Below are 17,714 nucleotides of genomic sequence, written 5' to 3'. Positions count from 1 at the left end.
GCGCCTGCCCGCTTTCACAGTTGGTTCAAGGGGATCTTCAGGTAAGTCACCCCATTTTCCTCTGCAGGCGGCATATTCCCCGCCCGCACATTCACCTGGATCGCCGGCAGCAACAGCGTCGGCATCCCCAGCCCGGCATCACGCTGGGTGCGCATCGCGACAAACGCCGCTTCATCCACTCCGTCATGCACATGGATATTCCCCGCGCGCTGCTCGGCCACCGTGGTCAGGCACTTTGCTTCACGGCCTTCGGGCGGGTAGTCATGGCACACGTACAGCTCGGTCTCCAAAGGAAACGCCAGCAGCTTGCGCATCGATGCATACAACTGCCGCGCATCACCGCCGGGGAAGTCGCAGCGCGCCGTGCCAACGTCGGGCATGAACAGCGTATCGCCCACCAGGATCAGCCGGTCGTCGATCAGGTAGGCCATGTCCGCCGGGGTATGCCCGGGTACATGCAGGGCCTGGGCCTTGATAGAGCCAATATGAAACACCTCATCCGGCGCAAACAAGTGATCGAACTGCGAGCCGTCCACGCGAAATTCCGGTTCCAGGTTGAACAGGTTCTTGAACACGTCCTGCACTTTGCTGATGGACTGGCCAATCGCGATCTTGCCGCCCAGCGTCCGGCGCAGGTAAGGCGCGGCGGAGAGGTGGTCGGCATGGGCGTGGGTTTCGAGCAACCATTGCACCTGCAGGCGATGTTCGCGCACGTAGGCGATCACCTTGTCGGCCTGGCGGGTGTCGGTGCGCCCGGAGGCCGGGTCGTAGTTGAGCACCGAGTCGATGATGGCACAGGGGCCATCATCTGCCTCGTGTAGGACGTAGGTGTAGGTCGACGACGCCTCGTCCAGAAAGGCTTGTATCAACGCGGGCATGGCGGCGGTCCTTGTAGTGGATTGCGGCTTACATTCGAGATGTTTTCCACATAGGCTTGCGAGCTTAAGGGAAAAAAACGGTCCGAGGCAAAGGATCGACCTGTAACGGGACGTGACGCCATACGGCAACGCTCCTTGTGTGCATCGAATTAAAAAGGCGATAGACCATGACCGAACAACACTGGGGCCCTACCATCAGTGGCGATATCGTAGTCATCGGCGGCGGCTCGGCGGGGATCGGCCTGCTGGCCAGCCTGCTCAAGCGCGACCCCCACCTGAATATCACCCTGATCGAGCCGAGCGACCACCACTGCTACCAGCCCGCCTGGACCCTGGTGGGCGGCGGCGCATACGATCTGGAAAAGACCCGCCGCCCGCTGGCCGACGTACTGCCCAATGGCGTCACCTGGGTACAGGCCGCCGTCACCGAACTGCTGCCGGACGAGCAGACGCTGGTCCTCGACAGCGGCCAACGCGTCACCTGGAACAACCTCATCGTGTGCCCTGGCCTGCGCCTGGCCTGGGAGAAGATCGAAGGGCTGCAAGACACCCTTGGCCAGCATGGCGTCACCTCCAACTATAGTTACCAGCACGCGGCCTATACGTGGCAGTTGGTGCAGCAACTCAAGGGCGGCAAGGCGATCTTTACCCAGCCGGCCATGCCGATCAAATGCGCGGGGGCGCCGCAAAAAGCCCTGTACCTGTCCTGCGACCACTGGCTCAAGCAGGGCGCTCTGAAAAACATCGACGTCGAATTCAACCTGGCCGGCGCCGCGCTGTTCGGCGTGGCGACGTTTGTGCCGCCGCTGATGAAGTACATCGAAAAATACGCTGCCCGCCTGGCGTTCAATTCCAACCTGGTGAAGGTTGATGGCCCCGCACGCAAGGCCTGGTTCGAAGTGAAGGACGCCGCAGGCAATGCGACGGTTGAAGAGAAATCCTTCGATATGCTTCACGTGGTCCCACCCCAAGTCTCCCCGGAGTTCATCCGCCAGAGCCCGTTGGCTGACGCCGCCGGCTGGTGCGAAGTAAACCCCCACAGCCTGCAACACCTGCGTTACCCGCACATCTTCGGCCTGGGCGACGTGTGCGGCACCACCAATGCCAAGACCGCCGCTGCGGCGCGCAAGCAAATCGTGGTGGTCGCCGAAAACCTGCTGGCCCTGCGCAAACAGGCGCCGCTGCCGCTCAAGTACGACGGCTACGGTTCCTGCCCGCTGACGGTGGAGAAGGGCAAGGTGGTGCTGGCCGAGTTCGGCTATGGCGGCAAATTGCTGCCGACCTTTCCCCTGGACCCGACCCAGGCGCGCCGCTCAATGTGGTTCCTCAAGGCCACCTTGCTGCCGTGGTTCTACTGGAACGGCATGCTCAAGGGCCGCGAATGGCTGACCCGCCTGAGCAAGGTGGACTGAATGCTGCTGGCCAGTGTGTTGGGATTATTGATGGGCCTGGTCATGGGCCTGACCGGCGCGGGTGGCGGCATCCTCGGGGTGCCGGCGCTGGTGCTGGGCCTGGGGTTGAGCATGACCCAGGCGGCGCCGGTGTCGCTGCTCGCCGTGGGCGCGGCGGCAGCGGTGGGGGCGATTGACGGTTTGCGCCATGGCCTGGTGCGTTACCGTGCTGCGTTGCTGATCGCGTTGCTGGGCGCGTTGTTTTCGCCGGTGGGCGTGTTTTTTGCCCACCAGTTGCCGGAGCCCGTGCTGATGGGCCTGTTCAGCGCGCTGATGGTGCTGGTGGCCTGGCGCATGTTGCAGCGCGAAAAACGCGAGGCTGGGCCGAGTGACCATGGCACCGCCTCCTGGGCCCAGAAAAACTGCATGCTCGACCAGCAAACCGGGCGCTTCGCCTGGACCGCCAAGTGCAGCGCAACCCTGGCCGCCCTCGGTGCGGTGACGGGAGCGGTGTCCGGCCTGCTGGGCGTCGGCGGCGGGTTCCTGATCGTGCCGGCGTTCAAGCAGCTCACCGATGTGCAGATGCGCGGCATCGTCGCCACCTCCTTGATGGTGATCAGCCTGCTCTCGCTGATCGGTGTGGCCGGTGCGTTCCATGCCGGTGTCCGCATTGAGCCGATAGGCTGGGTATTTATCGGTGCGAGCATCGTCGGCATGCTGGCCGGCCGACGCCTGTGCTCGGTGATTCCCGCGCGTATCTTGCAGGTGGGTTTTGCCAGTTTGTGTGTACTGGTTGCTATTGGCATGGTGGTTAAAGCGGCCATCTGATCGGCTCATCCTCTCGTGTCCTCCACCCAGTGCCCAGCACCGTTGTTGAACAAACCGGTCAAGCCCGGCGAGTGGCGGGCCGTATTGAGCCCGCTTTTGGCTTGAGGCGTTGATACCTGTCAACGCAGCCTGTGGCAATCCAGGGCATGCTTGCGGCCTGATTTGAAGGCTGATGGAGCCCGCCATGAACGCCCCCGCCACAACCGCCGCATCATTCAAGTTTCCCCTGGGCCTGGTAGTCGCCGTGCTGGTGATGGCCGGGGTGCTGCTGTTGCCGCTGCCCGCTGACTTACCGGTGGCTGGGCACCGCATGCTGGCGATCCTCGCGTTTGCCGTGGTGGTGTGGATCACCGAGGCGGTGTCCTATGAGGCCAGTGCGATCATGATCACCTCGCTGATGGCTTTTCTGCTCGGCACGGCGCCGTCGGTGCAAGACCCTGTCCATCTGATCGGCACCAGCCCGGCCATCAGCATGGCGCTTACCGGTTTTTCCAACCCGGCATTGGCGCTGGTGGCGGGCGCGTTGTTCATCGCCGCCGCGATGACGCATACCGGTCTGGACCGGCGCATCGCCCTGGTGACGCTGAGCCGGATCGGCACGAGTACCCGGCGCATCCTGCTCGGAGCGATTGCGGTGACCATTCTGCTCAGCCTCGTTGTGCCCAGCGCCACGGCGCGCAGTGCCTGCGTGGTGCCGATCATGATGGGCGTGATCGCCGCGTTTGGCGTGGACAGACGCTCGAACATCGCGGCCGGCATCATGATCGTGGTGGCCCAGGGCACCAGCATCTGGAACGTCGGCATCCAGACCGCCGCCGCGCAGAACCTGCTGACCGTCGGCTTCATGGACAAGATGCTCGGCCAGCGCGTGTCGTGGATCGACTGGCTGATTGCGGGGGCACCGTGGGCGGTGATCATGTCGGCGGTGTTGCTGTTCCTGGTGCTCAAGTTGTTGCCGCCGGAGACCGACAGCATCCCGGGCGGTAAAGAGGCGGTGGCGCAATCGCTAGTGGACATCGGGCCGATGACGGGGCCGCAGAAGCGCCTGTTGACGGTGTCGGTGTTGTTGCTGCTGGCCTGGGCCACGGAAGGGCGTTTGCACAGTTTTGACACCACCTCGACCACGTACGCGGGGTTGGTGTTTCTGTTGCTGCCAGGCATCGGCGTGATGACGTGGAAGGATGTGCAGTCGCGGATTCCTTGGGGCACGGTGATTGTGTTTGGAGTGGGCATCAGCCTCGGGACGGCGCTGCTGACCACCCAGGCGGGGCAGTGGTTGGGGGCTGCCGTGGTGGCTCACACGGGGTTGGATCAGGTTGGGCCGCTGGGGGTGTTTGCGATTCTTGGGGCGTTTTTGATCGTGATTCATTTGGGGTTTGCCAGTGCCACGGCGTTGACCTCGGCGTTGCTGCCGATCCTGATTGCGGTGTTGCAGACGTTGCCGGGGGAGTTCAGTCGGTTGGGGATGACGATGCTGCTGGGGTTTGTGATGAGTTATGGGTTTATTCTGCCGATCAATGCGCCGCAGAATATGGTGTGCCTGGGAACGGGGACGTTTACGGCGCGGCAATTTGCCAAGGTGGGGGTTCTGGTGACGGTGATCGGCTATGCGCTGATGCTGGTGTTTGCCGCCACTTACTGGAGCTGGCTCGGCTGGGTCTGACAGTGTGAAGGTTGTCCCCAACACACTGCAGATGCCATGTGGGAGGGGGCTTGCCCCCGATGGCGGTGTGTCTGCTTCGATGACCCGTTGTTCCTTCGAAATGACAAGATGAACTCCCCTCAGGTTTACTACTCCCTGAGTAATGGTTTTACCGACATCCTGCGTCGGGTCATCTAGGTCATCGAATGAACACATACACCCCCCACACCTGGGAGCCCCACGAGCGGCCAAGCCTGCCCGGTTCGCCGTCGACGCCGTTGCACCCCACCTATAAGCGTTGGTTGTTCGCGATGGTGGGGGTGCTGGTGGCAATTACCGGCGGGCTGGGTAACGCGCTGGTGATCGCCAACCTGCAATACCTGCAAGGTGCACTGGGCGCGACCACCGCTGAAATGGCCTGGCTTCCCGCCGCCTATGTGATGACCAACGTGTGCATGAACCTGCTGCTGGTGAAGTTTCGCCAGCAGTTCGGCCTGCGCGCATTCACCGAAGTGTTCCTGGTGCTGTATGCGCTGGTGACCTTCGGCCACTTGTTCGTCAACGACCTCAACTCCGCCATTGCGGTGCGGGCGGCCCACGGCATGGTGGGGGCGGCGCTGAGTTCATTGGGCTTGTACTACATGATCCAGGCCTTCCCGGCCAAGTGGCGCTTGAAGTCGCTGGTGCTGGGGTTGGGCACGGCGCAGTTGGCCTTGCCGCTGGCGCGGTTGTTCTCCGAAGATTTGCTGCAAATCGCCGAATGGCGCGGGCTGTACCTGTTCGAACTGGGCATGGCGCTGATCTGCCTGGGCTGTGTATTCCTGCTCAAGTTACCGCCCGGTGACCGCTTCAAGACCTTTGAAAAACTCGACTTCCTGACCTTCGCCATCCTGGCTACCGGTGTCGCGTTGCTCTGCGCCGTGCTGTCCCTGGGCCGCATCGACTGGTGGCTGGAGGCACCGTGGATCGGCGTGGCCTCGGCCTGCTCCCTGGTGCTGATCATGGCTGGCCTGGCCATCGAGCATAACCGCGCCAACCCGATGCTCATGACCCGCTGGCTGGGCAGCGGCGTGATGATTCGCCTGGCACTGGCGGTGATCCTGATTCGCATGGTGCTGTCCGAGCAGTCCACCGGTGCCGTGGGGTTCATGCAGATGTTGAACATGAGCTACCAGCAGATGCACACGCTCTATGTGGTGATGCTCGCCGGGGCGATTGCGGGGCTGGCGGTCAGCGCCCTGACCATCAACCCGGCGCATTTGTTGATGCCGCTGGTGATTTCCCTGGCGCTGATGGCCACGGGGTCGGTGATGGACAGCTTTTCCAGCAACCTCACCCGGCCGCAGAACCTGTATATCAGCCAGTTCCTGCTAGGCTTCGGCGGTACGTTCTTCCTGGGGCCGACCATGGTGCTGGGCACCAAGAACGTGCTGGCCAACCCGCGCAACCTGGTGAGTTTTTCGGTGATGTTCGGCATTTGCCAGAACCTCGGCGGCCTGATCGGCGCGGCGTTGTTGGGGACGTTCCAGATCGTGCGCGAGAAATATCACTCGAGCATGATCGTCGAACACCTGACCCTGCTCGACCCGCGTGTGGCCGCGCGGGTGCAGAGTGGCGGCTCGGCCTACGGCGGCATTGTCGCCGACCCCGAGCTGCGCAACTTGATGGGCATTCGCAGCCTGGCCACGGCGGCGACCCGTGAAGCGAACGTGATGGCCTACAACGATGTCTTCATGCTGATCGCGATCATCGCGATACTGACCATGATCTGGATCTTTATCCGCAGTCTGTGGCTGATGAGCACCACCCAGGCAGCAGCCCCTTCCGTTCAACCCAGCGGCGCTTCTTCATGACCGAACCGACTTCCACCACCACGACCACCAACGCCATCGCTTCCACGCCGGAAGGCAGCACGCCTCCCGGGGCCACGGTGACCGAGCCGCGCTCCTTGCGGGTGCGCATCGTCTCGTCCCTGGGCTTTGCCGCGATTGCCATCGTTGGTGTGTTGATTGTGCTGTATGCCTGGCAATTGCCGCCGTTCAGCAGCGCGGTGGAAACCACCGAAAACGCGCTGGTGCGTGGGCAAGTCACGATTATCGGTCCGCAGCTCAGCGGCTATGTGTTCGACGTGCCGGTGCAGGATTTCCAGTACGTGAAGGCAGGCGATCTGCTGGTGCGCCTGGATGATCGCATCTATAAGCAGCGCCTCGACCAGGCGCTGGCGCAACTGGCGGTGCAGAAGGCGTCGTTGGCGAATGTGGTGCAGCAGCGCAACAGCGCCGAAGCCACCATCCAGTTACGCCAGGCGGCCTTGGTGGACAGCCAGGCGCAGGCGCGCAAAAGCACGGCCGACTTGCGCCGCAATGAAGCGTTGATCAGTGACGGTTCGGTGTCCAAGCGCGAGTTGGACGTGACCCGTGCCGCCAACGCGCAGACCGTCGCGGCGGTGGCCCAGGCCCAGGCCAGCCTGGAAATCGCGCGTCAGGACCTGCAGACGGTGATCGTCAACCGCGGTTCCCTGGAAGCGGCCGTGGCGAGTGCCGAGGCGGCGGTGGAGCTGGCGCGTATAGACCTGTCCAACACCCGCATCACCGCACCGCGTGACGGTCAGTTGGGGCAGATTGGCGTGCGCCTGGGGGCCTACGTCAACTCTGGCGCGCAGTTGATGGCGCTGGTGCCCAAGCAGCTGTGGGTGATCGCCAATATGAAAGAAACCCAGATGGACAATGTGCAGGTCGGCCAGCCGGTGACCTTCACGGTCGACGCCCTGAACCACCGCAAATTCCACGGCACGGTGCAGCATATTTCCCCGGCCACCGGCTCGGAGTTCAGCCTGTTGCAGGCAGACAACGCCACCGGCAACTTCGTGAAGATCGCCCAGCGAGTGCCGGTGAGGATTACGGTGGATCCCGACCAGGCCGAGAGCGAGCGGTTGCGGCCGGGGTTGTCGGTTGTCGTCAGCATCGACACCGCTGGCCGCCTGAAAAACAGCCCACCCTGACATCACTGACACAACACAAATCAAAACTGTGGGAGGGGGCTTGCCCCCGATAGCGGTGTCTCAGCCACCCAATGTATTACTGATTCACCGCCATCGGGGGCAAGCCCCCTCCCACATTTTGAATGTATTTCAGGTTGAAGGTGAGGTGGGTTGACTGGCCCTGTTCCAGCAGTTTCAAACCGGGCCGCCCCGGCAGGTGATGGGCATTCACCGGATGGCTCACCGGCTCGATGCAAAAGAACCCCAACCCCGGCGGGCAATACAGCAGGAAGTAATCCGCGCCGCTCGCCTGGCATTCCAGCGCATAACCCAGCTCCGGTTGCTCGATCCGGCACTGCCCATCCCACTGGCAAAACCCATTGTCCACCAGGCCTTCGGGCAGGTTTTTCAATCCTTGGAAATCCCACTCGCCCGGCACCGGCGCCAACCCCGTCGGCAGCTTGGACGCATCACTCATCCACACCTGTGCGGCCTTGGCCCGCAACCGGGTACCCGGCCGACGCGGAAAGTACGGGTGCAAGCCCACGCCATGCCATGCGGCTGTTTCGGCCAGATGAGTCACCCGCAGTTCGATACGCAAGGCCCCATCGCTCAAGCGAATACGCTGCTCGGCGCGATAGGCAAACGGCGTGTCACATCGCACTTCCAGCACGGCTTCATCCGCCGACTGGCTAACCACCTGCCACGCTTGCTGCCAGGCCGAACCGTGAATCGGCAGCGGATCGGTCAGGCTGTTGGGCGTGAGTGCCAGCCAACCCTCGGGGTTATCGAAACCGCCGTGGGCAATGCGGTTGGACCAAGGCACCAACGGATAGCACCCCAGCTTGCCCGGCAAACCGGTGAGGATCGCCTGCTCATCGTTATGGCGCAGCAACGGCTGCCCGGTGGCGCGCACCGTCCAATTGACGAGGCTGCCGCCCACGGCCGGATTCACCGTGAGGTGGGTCAGGTTGTCTTCAAGTTCAATCATCATCACAGCACCACGCTGGGCAGCCACAGCGACAGCGCCGGAATGTAGGTCACGGCCATCAGGATCAGGAACAGCACCCCATAGAACGGCAGCAGCGCCTTCACGGTTTTCTCGATACTGACCTTGCCCACTGCCGCCCCCACGAACAACACGGCACCCACCGGCGGCGTAATCAAGCCAATGCCGAGGTTGACCAGCATGATCATGCCGAAGTGCACCGGGTCGACGCCGAGGCCGAGCACCACCGGCAGCAGGATCGGCGTGAGGATCAAGATCAATGGCGCCATGTCCATCACCGTGCCGAGCAACAACAACATGACGTTGATGCACATCAGGATCACGTAGCGGTTGTCCGACAGGGTCAGGAACATCGTGGTGATCTTCGCCGGGATCTGCATCAGGGTCATGATGTAGCCGAAGCTGGCGGCAAAGGCGATCAGGATCATCACGATGGAAATGGTGCGCACCGTGCGGTGCATCAGCTTGGGCAGCTCGCGCCACTTATAGTCACGGTAGATGAACATGGTCACGAAGAACGCCCAGAGCACGGCAATCGCGGCGGACTCGGTGGCGGTGAAGATGCCCGAGAGGATGCCGCCGAGGATGATCACCATGGCCATCAGGCCCCAGAGTGCGTCGGCGGCGATCTTCAGCGCTTGCTTCAAGGGGATGACGTCGCCCTTAGGGTAATTGCGCTTCTTCGCGAAGATCAGGCACAGCACCATCAGGCAGGCGCTCATCAGCAGGCCCGGTACCACGCCGGCCATGAACAGCGACGCGATCGACACCGTACCGCCCGCCGCGAGGGAGTAAAGCACCGAGTTATGGCTGGGCGGGGTCAGCAGCGCCTGCACCGAACCGCTGACGGTCACGGCCGTGGCGAACTCACGGGGATACCCGCGGCGTTCCATTTCCGGAATCAGCACCGAACCGACCGAGGCGGTGTCCGCCACCGACGACCCGGAAATCGCGCCAAAAAACGTCGAGGCCATGATATTCACCAAGGACAGGCCGCCCCGCACAAAGCCCACCAGCACCCCGGCAAACGCCACCAGCCGCCGCGACATGCCGCCTTCGGCCATGATCGCCCCGGCCAGCACAAAGAACGGAATCGCCATCAGCGAAAACTTGTTCACCCCGCCGGCCACCTGAATCATCAGGGCCTGGAACGGAATGTCGATCCACCACGCGCCGATCAGCGCCGACAGCCCGAGGGCATAGGCCACGGGCATGCCGATCAGGATCAAGGCGATAAAACTGCCCAACAGAATCAATGCGTCCATATCAGGCGGCCCCTTCGCTTTCTTCAACCAGATCGAAACGCACGACCCGACGGTTGCTCTGGTCACCGAGCAGGAGTTTTTCCACGACAAAGATCAGCGTCAGCAGGCCGCCAATGGGAATCGGCATATAGGTGATGCCCACGCGCAGGGTGGGGATGGCGCTCATGAACTGGTTCCAGGTGGACAGGCACAGCTTGGTACCCCAGACGGTCATGAACAGGCAGATGATGGCCATCAACAGTTGTGAGACGACGCCGACCACTTGGCGTTGGCGCGGTGCCAGGCGGTCGGTCACTACCGCCACCGACATGTGGGCCCCCGCGCGGTAACTGGCGGCCGCGCCGACAAAGGTGAACACCAGCATCAGCAGGATGGCGGTGGGTTCCGGCCAACTCGAGCCGGTGCCGAGGATATAGCGAGCGAAGATGCCCCAGGGGATGATCAGTGCGACCCCGAGTACCGAGAGGCCGGCGACCCAGATGCAGGTCATGTAAATGCGGTCGTTGATGCGCAGCAGTAAATTCTTCATGGCGTTCACCGTAACCGGGCGCGTCCGCATGGGCCGCGCCGGGCCTTGCTAAGGGAAGGGAGGTTACCGAACGGCGTCGATACGCTTGATGATGTCGGCGTAGGGTGCGCCGTACTTCGCCCGTACCGCTGCGGTGGCGTCATAGAAGGGTTTTTTGTCGACGGTGATGAACTCGACGCCAGCCTTTTTGAGTTTTTCCTCACTGCTGGCGGACTTGGCGTCCCACAGCACGCGCTCGTCAGCCTGCGCGGCCTTGGCGGCTTTTTTCACCATGTCCTGTTGCGCGGGGGTGAGTTTGTTCCAGGTGATTTTCGACATCACGATGGGTTCCGGCAGGATCAAGTGCTCGGTGAGGGTGTAGTACTTGGCATTCTGGAAGTGGTTGTGTTCCAGCAGGGTGGGTGGGTTGTTTTCCGCACCGTCGATCACGCCGGTCTGCAGGGCGCTGAAGATCTCGCCGGTGTCCATGGCGATGCCGTTGGCACCCATCGCATTAAAGGCGTCGATGAACAGCGGGTTGCCTTGCACGCGGATCTTCATGCCCTTCAGGTCTTCGATCTTGCGCACCGGCTTCTTGGTGTAGAGGTTGCGCGTGCCGCCGTCCATCCAGGCCAGGGCGACCAGGCCGAATTCGGAGTTGGTGATCTTGGCGAGGATCTCGTCGCCGATCTCGCCGTCGATGACCTTGCGCATATGGGCCTGGTCACGGAACACGAACGGCAAGTTGAAGACGTTCACATCCGGGACCACCGGGCCGACGATACCGAGGCTGACGCGGGTCATCTGCACGGCGCCGACCTGGGCCTGCTCGACCACTTCTTTCTCGGAGCCCAGCACACCGCCAGGGAAGTATTTGAAGGTCAGTTCGCCGTTGCTTTCCTTGGTCAGGGCCTTGCCCATGTTTTCTTCGGCCACGACGGTGGGGTAGCCGGCGGGGTGGATGTCGGCGAATTTGATTTCCAGCGCGTGGGCGGCGCTGCTCAGGGCGAAGCATGCAGCGGCGAGCAAGGTGCGTTTGAAGTCCATGGGGTACGTCTCCAGTCTTGTTATTGTTGTATTCAAGGCACAGCGATGCAGCTAGAGGGTGAACGTGGGCTCGGGTAAACCGGTGATGCCAGGATTGAGGGCGAATACGCCGCCGGCTAGCGACTGCTCACTCTGGTCGTCACGGATCGAGGTGACGTACAGGGTGTCCAGGCGACTGCCGCCAAAGGCGCACATGGTGGGTTTTTTCACCGGTACGGTGAGGGAGCGGTCGAGACGCCCCCCGGGGGTGAAGCGGTGGATGAGCCCGGCGTCGTTGGCGCAGATCCAGTAGCAGCCATCGGCATCCACGGCGGCGCCGTCGGGTCGGCCGAGGTGCTTATGCATGTCCACGAACACGCGGCGATTGGACGGCGTGCCGGTCTCGATGTCGTAATCGAAGGCCCAGATCTGTTGCACCAGCGGGTGTGAATCCGAGGCGTACATCGTGCGGCCATCGGGGCTGAAGGCCAGGCCGTTGAGGGTGATGAAACCGTTCAACTGGGCATGGGGCAATGAACCCGATGCATAGCGATAGAGGATGCCTTCGGCTGCGTTCGCGCCCATGTTCAGCACCATGCTACCGGCCCAGAAACGGCCTTGGCGATCACAGCGGCCGTCGTTGAGGCGCATGTCCGGGCGTGGGTGTTTGACGCTCGCCAGAGACGTGGTGTCGAGGCTGCCGTCGTTGTGCGGTGTGAGTTGGAAGAAGCCGGTTTCCATCCCCGCGACCCAGTTGCCCGCGTCGGTGCGGGCGATACAGGCGAGCATCTGCGGGGCAGTCCAGGCGGCAACGTGGCCGGTGTCGGCGCTCCAGCGTTGCAGGCCACCGTTGGGAATATCCACCCAGTACAGGGCGTTTTCCTCCGGCACCCACACCGGGCATTCGCCCACGGCATTGCGGGCGTCGACAATCAATTCAGCGTTCATGGCAACTCATTCCCTTGGGTTGTTGTGCGCTCAGTCACCGAATGGCCCAGCGGCGCAGAACGCACCGCCCTGATAAACCTTGGCCGGGTCGTCGGCGGCGACCGGTGGCTGGGTTTCGACCTGTGAGCGGAAGACTTCGGAGCTGTCTTTGGGGGCATAGCCCAGGTGTGCGGCGTAGCGGTTGTCCCACCAGGTGTCGAGGTTATCCGACATGCCGTAGACCACGGTGTGGCCGACGTTTGGCGTGTACAGCGCGCGCTCGAGCAGTTGAGTGAGGTCGTCGAAGCTCAGCCAGGTGTGCATCATCCGACGGTTCTGCGGTTCCGGGAACGAGGAGCCGATGCGGATACTGACGGTCTCGATGCCATAGCGGTCGAAGTAGAAGCTCGCCATGTCTTCGCCGTAGGACTTGGACAGGCCGTAGTAGCTGTCCGGACGGCGAGGGGAGTGGGCGTCGATTTTCTCGCCTTGTTTATAGAAGCCGATGACATGGTTGGAGCTGGCGAAAATCACGCGCTTCACACCGTGGCGGCGGGCGGCCTCGTAGATATGGAAAATGCCGCTGATATTGGCGCCGAGGACTTCTTCGAACGAACGCTCAACCGAAACGCCGCCAAAGTGCAGGATCGCATCGACACCTTCCACCAACTGGTGCACGGCGTGTTTGTCGGCGAGGTCGCAGGTGTGCACTTCTTCGGACGCGTCCGCAGCCGGAGCCATGTTGGCGATGTCGGACAGGCGCAGCACGTGGGCGTAAGGACGCAGGCGTTCACGCAGGACTTTACCCAGGCCGCCGGCGGCGCCGGTGAGCAGTAGGCGGTTGAAGGGAGCAGGGGTGGTCGTGGTCATGGGGATTCCAAATTTTTGTTGTAGGTTGTCGTATGACTATGCCGAAGTATTGTGAGTGATCCCCTAGGTTGTCAACGTTCTTCCTGTAGTGAGCGGGCTTGCCCCGCGCTGGGCTGCGAAGCAGCCCTAAAACCAGACGCCGAGAACGACCTGATAAAACGCATAGACCTATTGGGGCTGCTTCGCAGCCCAGCGCGGGGCAAGCCCGCTCACTACAAGTATTCCAGGGGCTAGAGCAACGAGATCGGATAGCTGATAAAGATCCGGTTCTCATCAAACTCGTTGTTGCTGAAATCCCGACGCATGGTCGAGTTGCGCCACTTCACGTTGAGGTTCTTCAGTGCACCGCTCTGCACCGTGTAGGCCAGTTCCGACTCACGGCCCCATTCCTTGCCATCGGTGATCGCGCCGGTGTGCACATTGCTGCCGCTGATATAGCGGTTCATCAGGGTCAGCCCCGGCACGCCGAGCACCACGAAGTTGAAGTCGTGACGCAACTGCCAGGATTTTTCCTTGGCGTTGTCGTAGCTGGCGTTGTAGCTGTCGTTGGCCAGGGTACCGCCGCTGGTGCCGTTGACGCGCATCCAGGCGCTGTCGCCGGTGAGTTTCTGCAAGCCCACGTAGAAGGTGTGACCGTTGTATTTGGCCGAAAGCAGGGCGAAGGCGGTCTTGTTATCGAGGTCGCCGGCCAGGGCGCTGCCGTCTTCCTTGCCGTTGAAGAAACCGAGATTGGCGCCCAGGGTCCAGTCACCCACCGGCTGGCTGTGGGTGAGGTTGAAGTATTGCTGCTGGTAGATATCGGTCAATTCGGCGTACCACAGGCCGACCTGGGTGCGCTTGTCGTTGAAGGTGTATTCGCCGCCGCCGAAGTTGAAGCGGTCGGAGGTAAACGCGGCCCTGCCGTTCATGAACATGTCTTCCATGCTCGCGTCGTTGCGCGGGCTGTTGCCGCGAAACTGGCCGCCATAGAGCGTCAGGCCAGCGATCTCGTTGGAGGTGACCTGGCCGCCACGAAAGGTCTGGGGCAGTGAGCGGCCATCGTCGGAGCGCAGGATCGGCAGTACCGGCATCCATTCGCCGACCTTCAATTCGGTCTTCGACAGTTTTGTCTTCAGCGCCACGCCCAGGCGCCCGAAGTTATCGGCAGGGCGGCCGTCGTCGTGGATCGGCAGCAGTTGCGTACCGCCAGTGCCTTTGCCGCCATCCAGCTTTTGCGAATACAGGCCCAGCACATCAATCCCGAAACCTACGGTGCCCTGGGTGAAGCCGGACTTCGCATCGAGAATGAAGCTCTGCGTCCACTCTTCGGCCTTGCCCTGGGGGTTGGTCGGGTTGGTGAAGTTGCGGTTGAAGTAGGCGTTGCGCAGGTTGAGCGTGGCCTTGGCGTCGTCGATAAAACCTTCGGCGTGGGCGCTGGGGGGGAGGGTGAACGCCAGGCTGCCGAGCGCGATGAGGCCGATACACGAGGACGAATTGCGGGCGAATTGACTCACGGTGGAGCTCCCTTTCGTTTGTTGTTTTTATTATTTGTTATACGTCGTCGTACAACATCGAGCGGGATATTTGCGGGGTTTTCAGGGCTTGTCAACTGGAAGTTATAGGATGACTGGCTCGACGTTGGCCAAAAGTGGGCTGGGTCAATGTGGTCGGGGGGAATCAGCCGGCCAGAACCATGGGCGGCAACGTACCCAGCAGGGAAACGGCCGCCACCGCTGAAACACCTAGTAACCATTCCAGCATCACGCTGGACTTCAAACTGCCCAGTCGCTCGTCGCAACGCTCCAGGCGCAAACGATTCAGCAACGCCAGCGCCAGCATGCCCAGCACCAACATCACCTTGATCAGCAAGATCAACGCAAACCCATCGAACAGCGGTGTGGGCCACAGCTGCCCGGTGAGCACGCGCACATTGATCAGCCCGGTCATCAGCAAGCCCGTCACCAGCCCATAACCCACACCGCTGAAGCGCCGCAGGATCGGTTCCAGCGCGAAGCGTTTCGGCTGCCGGAGGATCAGCACCAGCACCAACAACCCGCCCAGCCAGGCGCCGACGCAGACCAAATGCACCACCTGGTTGAGGATCAGCAATTGCCCGCTCAGGCCATCGAGCATCGCGCCATGGCCGACGGGAGCGAGGGTTGCCAGCAGCAGCGCGATTAAGGGCAGGCGCAGCGCCGCCCAGGGTCTGATCAGCACCATCACCAGCAACAGGTTGAGCAACAAATGCCAGGCCCAGACCTGGCCAAAAAACGTCTTGCCCAACACCAATTGCACGGTGGCCGGTTGCAGCGCCGCGTCCCAACTGCCGGCCATGCTGGCGGTGATCAGTATCAACCACGCCACGCCAGAGATCAGCCCGAGCCAGGCCAAGGCGCGCGTGATGCGCAGCAACTGCCGGTCCAGCGCCGGCTGCGGTTCAGCGCCCAGCAGCCAGGGCCTGAATACGCAGGCCCCGAACATCAGCAACACGACGATGAAATGCAGGAAACGGCACAGCACCAGCAGCGTCGCCATGGGTTATTGGCCGACCTTGAAGCTGTATTCGCCGTTGCTCTTATGGGTGTCGACCGACACCGCGTTCCACACCACTTTGTAGTTCCCGGCGGCAAGAGGGGCGGCCGGCGTGACCACCAGGGTTTTCTTGTCGGCGTCCGGGGTTTCCAGTCCCTTGATGGCGACTTCGGTACCGTCCTTGCTCAGGGACACCTTGGTGAACGTGGCTTCGACGCCCTCGCTGAAGGTCAGGCGCAGGTCGGCAGGGGCGGCGACGGTGCTGTCGGCGGCAGGGGTAGCGCTTTTCAAGTGGGCATGGGCAAATGCGGCCGAGGCGCCCAGCAGGGAGGCAAGCAGGGCGACGGCAGTCAGGGCTTTCTTGATCAACATTGGGCAATACCAATCAATGGATAGGAGCCGGGAGTGTACGAAGTTTCGACTTCGCTTGTCGCCCCGATCTAGAGCGGATGGTAGTCTTTGGGGCATGTCGTCGTCAGGGAGCCCTTATGGGCAATCACAAGATCGGAATTCGTCGGGTCAACGTCGAGAAAATCCTTTTGGCGGCGGAGAAAATCTTCGCCGAAAAGGGCTATGGCAGCACCGCCATGGCCGATATTGCGCAAGAAGTGCAACTGCCGCGCTCCAACCTGCATTACTACTTCACCACCAAGAGCGAGCTGTACAGCGCCGTGCTGTTCGACCTGCTGGAAGTGTGGAAACAGGACGCCCTGAGCTTCGAAACCTTCGATGACCCACGGGTGGTGCTCAGCAGTTATATCCGCGCCAAAATGCAGCGCTCGCGTACGCGGCCCTATGGCTCGAAAGTCTGGGCCAACGAAATCATCCATGGCGCGCCGACGCTCGGCGAGGCGCTGGATGAAAGCCTGTACGACTGGGCCAAGATGAAGGAAGCGAAAATTCGCCAGTGGGTGGAAGACAAACGCATCCTCCCGGTGGAGCCGTCGAGCCTGCTGTACATGATCTGGGCCTCGACGCAGCACTACGCCGACTTTGATCATCAGGTGAAGATCCTGAATGATCACCAGCCGTTGTCGGACATGCAGTTCGAGAGGGCAATACAGACGGTGACGGGTGTGATTTTGCGCGGGATTGGGTTGGAGCCTTGATCTTTGTTGGGGCTGAGGGCCTCATCGGGGGCAAGCCCCCTCCCACACCTGACTGCATTTCACCTGAAAGAATGCGGTCGAATGTGGGAGGGGGCTTGCCCCCGATGGCGGTCTAAAGGCCTACACAGCCTCCCGGTAAGGATTCCTCGGATCCTGCGTCCAATTCAAGAACGGCTTGCCCGTGTCGATGGGCACCATCTCGATACAGTCCGCCACCGGACAGGTGATCTGGCACAGGTTGCAGCCCACACACTCATCATCAATCACTTCGTATTGATGCGTGCCATCCGCCTGCTTCAAGCTTGCGATCGCCTGGTGCGACGTATCCTCGCAGGCGATATGGCAACGCCCACAACCAATGCAGGCTTCCTGATCAATCTTCGCAATCACCTGATAGTTGATATCCAGGTACTTCCAATCCGTCGTATTGCCCACCGCACGGCCGGAAAATTCCTGCAGGCTGGTGTAACCCTGACTGTCCATCCACCGCGACAGCCCGTCCTTCATCTCGTCCACGATCCGAAACCCATGCAGCATCGCCGCCGTGCACACCTGCACCGCGCCGCAGCCCAGGGCGACGAATTCAGCCGCGTCGCGCCAGTTGCCGATACCGCCGATGCCGCAGATCGGCAGGCCTTGTGTTTGCGGGTCACGGGCGATTTCGGCGACCATGTTCAGCGCAATCGGCTTCACCGCTGAACCGCAGTAGCCGCCGTGGGTGCTCTGAGTGCCGACCATCGGCAGGGCGACCATGCGTTCCAGGTCCACGC

At 62.0% G+C, this 17,714-nt stretch carries 17 protein-coding genes; 6 read left to right on the top strand and 11 right to left on the bottom strand.

Annotated features, from left to right (window positions below; all coding sequences use genetic code 11):
• Nucleotides 1-14: 14 nt before the first annotated feature.
• Nucleotides 15-878: an MBL fold metallo-hydrolase gene (locus AC3ZU9_RS25545; RefSeq protein WP_490091511.1), complete on the bottom strand. Its 864-nt coding sequence runs from the start codon at nucleotides 876-878 to the stop codon at nucleotides 15-17.
• A gap of 167 nt (nucleotides 879-1,045) precedes the next feature.
• Here AC3ZU9_RS25545 and AC3ZU9_RS25540 point away from each other — a divergent pair, with 167 nt between their 5' ends.
• The 5 genes from AC3ZU9_RS25540 to AC3ZU9_RS25520 all read left to right on the top strand — a co-directional run bounded on the left by AC3ZU9_RS25540 (nucleotide 1,046) and on the right by AC3ZU9_RS25520 (nucleotide 7,740).
• On the top strand, nucleotides 1,046-2,290 hold the full coding sequence (locus AC3ZU9_RS25540; protein ID WP_015884753.1) for an NAD(P)/FAD-dependent oxidoreductase: 1,245 nt from the start codon (nucleotides 1,046-1,048) through the stop codon (nucleotides 2,288-2,290).
• Entirely contained in the window at nucleotides 2,291-3,097 is an 807-nt protein-coding gene (locus tag AC3ZU9_RS25535; RefSeq protein WP_015884752.1) for a sulfite exporter TauE/SafE family protein, read from the top strand. It begins immediately after the preceding gene.
• A 184-nt stretch (nucleotides 3,098-3,281) separates the two neighbouring features.
• A complete protein-coding gene (locus AC3ZU9_RS25530) occupies nucleotides 3,282-4,760 on the top strand; it encodes a DASS family sodium-coupled anion symporter (RefSeq protein WP_490091510.1) in 1,479 nt (492 codons plus the stop codon).
• A gap of 185 nt (nucleotides 4,761-4,945) precedes the next feature.
• Nucleotides 4,946-6,592, top strand: a complete 1,647-nt coding sequence (locus tag AC3ZU9_RS25525) for an MFS transporter (protein ID WP_015884750.1) — start codon at nucleotides 4,946-4,948, stop codon at nucleotides 6,590-6,592.
• Entirely contained in the window at nucleotides 6,589-7,740 is a 1,152-nt protein-coding gene (locus AC3ZU9_RS25520; RefSeq protein ID WP_046035780.1) for an HlyD family secretion protein, read from the top strand. The genes AC3ZU9_RS25525 and AC3ZU9_RS25520 overlap by 4 nt, the downstream gene beginning before the upstream one ends.
• Before the next feature lie 76 nt (nucleotides 7,741-7,816).
• On the opposite strand, the gene AC3ZU9_RS25515 is transcribed toward AC3ZU9_RS25520, so the two are convergent.
• From AC3ZU9_RS25515 to copC, 9 genes are all read right to left on the bottom strand, one after another.
• Nucleotides 7,817-8,710, bottom strand: coding sequence for an aldose 1-epimerase (locus tag AC3ZU9_RS25515; RefSeq protein ID WP_102060169.1), 894 nt, complete (start codon nucleotides 8,708-8,710; stop codon nucleotides 7,817-7,819).
• A 2-nt stretch (nucleotides 8,711-8,712) separates the two neighbouring features.
• Nucleotides 8,713-9,993, bottom strand: a complete 1,281-nt coding sequence (locus AC3ZU9_RS25510) for a TRAP transporter large permease (protein WP_015884747.1) — start codon at nucleotides 9,991-9,993, stop codon at nucleotides 8,713-8,715.
• A gap of 1 nt (nucleotide 9,994) precedes the next feature.
• On the bottom strand, nucleotides 9,995-10,522 hold the full coding sequence (locus AC3ZU9_RS25505; protein WP_046035779.1) for a TRAP transporter small permease: 528 nt from the start codon (nucleotides 10,520-10,522) through the stop codon (nucleotides 9,995-9,997).
• A 63-nt stretch (nucleotides 10,523-10,585) separates the two neighbouring features.
• The gene (locus AC3ZU9_RS25500; protein WP_490091509.1) at nucleotides 10,586-11,548 is read right to left on the bottom strand and encodes a TRAP transporter substrate-binding protein; all 963 of its coding nucleotides are present in this window, start codon (nucleotides 11,546-11,548) and stop codon (nucleotides 10,586-10,588) included.
• 51 nt (nucleotides 11,549-11,599) lie between these two features.
• Nucleotides 11,600-12,475, bottom strand: a complete 876-nt coding sequence (locus AC3ZU9_RS25495; RefSeq protein WP_490091508.1) for an SMP-30/gluconolactonase/LRE family protein — start codon at nucleotides 12,473-12,475, stop codon at nucleotides 11,600-11,602.
• Nucleotides 12,476-12,505: 30 nt separating this feature from the next.
• On the bottom strand, nucleotides 12,506-13,324 hold the full coding sequence (locus tag AC3ZU9_RS25490) for an NAD-dependent epimerase/dehydratase family protein (protein ID WP_102060087.1): 819 nt from the start codon (nucleotides 13,322-13,324) through the stop codon (nucleotides 12,506-12,508).
• Nucleotides 13,325-13,554: 230 nt separating this feature from the next.
• Nucleotides 13,555-14,817 (bottom strand): OprD family porin, encoded by a 1,263-nt coding sequence (locus tag AC3ZU9_RS25485; protein WP_490091507.1) that lies wholly within the window; start codon nucleotides 14,815-14,817, stop codon nucleotides 13,555-13,557.
• A gap of 163 nt (nucleotides 14,818-14,980) precedes the next feature.
• Nucleotides 14,981-15,838, bottom strand: a complete 858-nt coding sequence (gene copD / locus AC3ZU9_RS25480) for a copper homeostasis membrane protein CopD (RefSeq protein WP_320399340.1) — start codon at nucleotides 15,836-15,838, stop codon at nucleotides 14,981-14,983.
• A 3-nt stretch (nucleotides 15,839-15,841) separates the two neighbouring features.
• Complete coding sequence (copC, locus tag AC3ZU9_RS25475; protein ID WP_015884740.1) at nucleotides 15,842-16,207, bottom strand: copper homeostasis periplasmic binding protein CopC; 366 nt, start codon at nucleotides 16,205-16,207, stop codon at nucleotides 15,842-15,844.
• Nucleotides 16,208-16,323: 116 nt separating this feature from the next.
• Between copC and AC3ZU9_RS25470 the strand changes: the two genes are divergently transcribed.
• A complete protein-coding gene (locus tag AC3ZU9_RS25470) occupies nucleotides 16,324-16,944 on the top strand; it encodes a TetR/AcrR family transcriptional regulator (protein ID WP_043205574.1) in 621 nt (206 codons plus the stop codon).
• A 120-nt stretch (nucleotides 16,945-17,064) separates the two neighbouring features.
• Here the strand turns inward: AC3ZU9_RS25470 and AC3ZU9_RS25465 are convergent.
• Nucleotides 17,065-17,714 (bottom strand): 4Fe-4S dicluster-binding protein (locus AC3ZU9_RS25465; protein WP_490091506.1); only part of this gene is annotated, 650 nt, incomplete at its 5' end.

Source organism: Pseudomonas sp. A39 (assembly GCF_058145955.1).
The sequence above is the reverse complement of the archived record's forward strand: the minus strand, read 5'-3'. Positions and strand labels throughout refer to the sequence as shown.

What these genes read in the sequence shown, in the direction of transcription:
- AC3ZU9_RS25545 (WP_490091511.1), bottom strand. Translation starts at nt 878, where the DNA reads ATGCCCGCGTTGATACAAGCCTTTCTGGACGAGGCGTCGTCGACCTAC.
- AC3ZU9_RS25540 (WP_015884753.1), top strand. Translation starts at nt 1,046, where the DNA reads ATGACCGAACAACACTGGGGCCCTACCATCAGTGGCGATATCGTAGTC.
- AC3ZU9_RS25535 (WP_015884752.1), top strand. Translation starts at nt 2,291, where the DNA reads ATGCTGCTGGCCAGTGTGTTGGGATTATTGATGGGCCTGGTCATGGGC.
- AC3ZU9_RS25530 (WP_490091510.1), top strand. Translation starts at nt 3,282, where the DNA reads ATGAACGCCCCCGCCACAACCGCCGCATCATTCAAGTTTCCCCTGGGC.
- AC3ZU9_RS25525 (WP_015884750.1), top strand. Translation starts at nt 4,946, where the DNA reads ATGAACACATACACCCCCCACACCTGGGAGCCCCACGAGCGGCCAAGC.
- AC3ZU9_RS25520 (WP_046035780.1), top strand. Translation starts at nt 6,589, where the DNA reads ATGACCGAACCGACTTCCACCACCACGACCACCAACGCCATCGCTTCC.
- AC3ZU9_RS25515 (WP_102060169.1), bottom strand. Translation starts at nt 8,710, where the DNA reads ATGATTGAACTTGAAGACAACCTGACCCACCTCACGGTGAATCCGGCC.
- AC3ZU9_RS25510 (WP_015884747.1), bottom strand. Translation starts at nt 9,993, where the DNA reads ATGGACGCATTGATTCTGTTGGGCAGTTTTATCGCCTTGATCCTGATC.
- AC3ZU9_RS25505 (WP_046035779.1), bottom strand. Translation starts at nt 10,522, where the DNA reads ATGAAGAATTTACTGCTGCGCATCAACGACCGCATTTACATGACCTGC.
- AC3ZU9_RS25500 (WP_490091509.1), bottom strand. Translation starts at nt 11,548, where the DNA reads ATGGACTTCAAACGCACCTTGCTCGCCGCTGCATGCTTCGCCCTGAGC.
- AC3ZU9_RS25495 (WP_490091508.1), bottom strand. Translation starts at nt 12,475, where the DNA reads ATGAACGCTGAATTGATTGTCGACGCCCGCAATGCCGTGGGCGAATGC.
- AC3ZU9_RS25490 (WP_102060087.1), bottom strand. Translation starts at nt 13,324, where the DNA reads ATGACCACGACCACCCCTGCTCCCTTCAACCGCCTACTGCTCACCGGC.
- copD (WP_320399340.1), bottom strand. Translation starts at nt 15,838, where the DNA reads ATGGCGACGCTGCTGGTGCTGTGCCGTTTCCTGCATTTCATCGTCGTG.
- copC (WP_015884740.1), bottom strand. Translation starts at nt 16,207, where the DNA reads ATGTTGATCAAGAAAGCCCTGACTGCCGTCGCCCTGCTTGCCTCCCTG.
- AC3ZU9_RS25470 (WP_043205574.1), top strand. Translation starts at nt 16,324, where the DNA reads ATGGGCAATCACAAGATCGGAATTCGTCGGGTCAACGTCGAGAAAATC.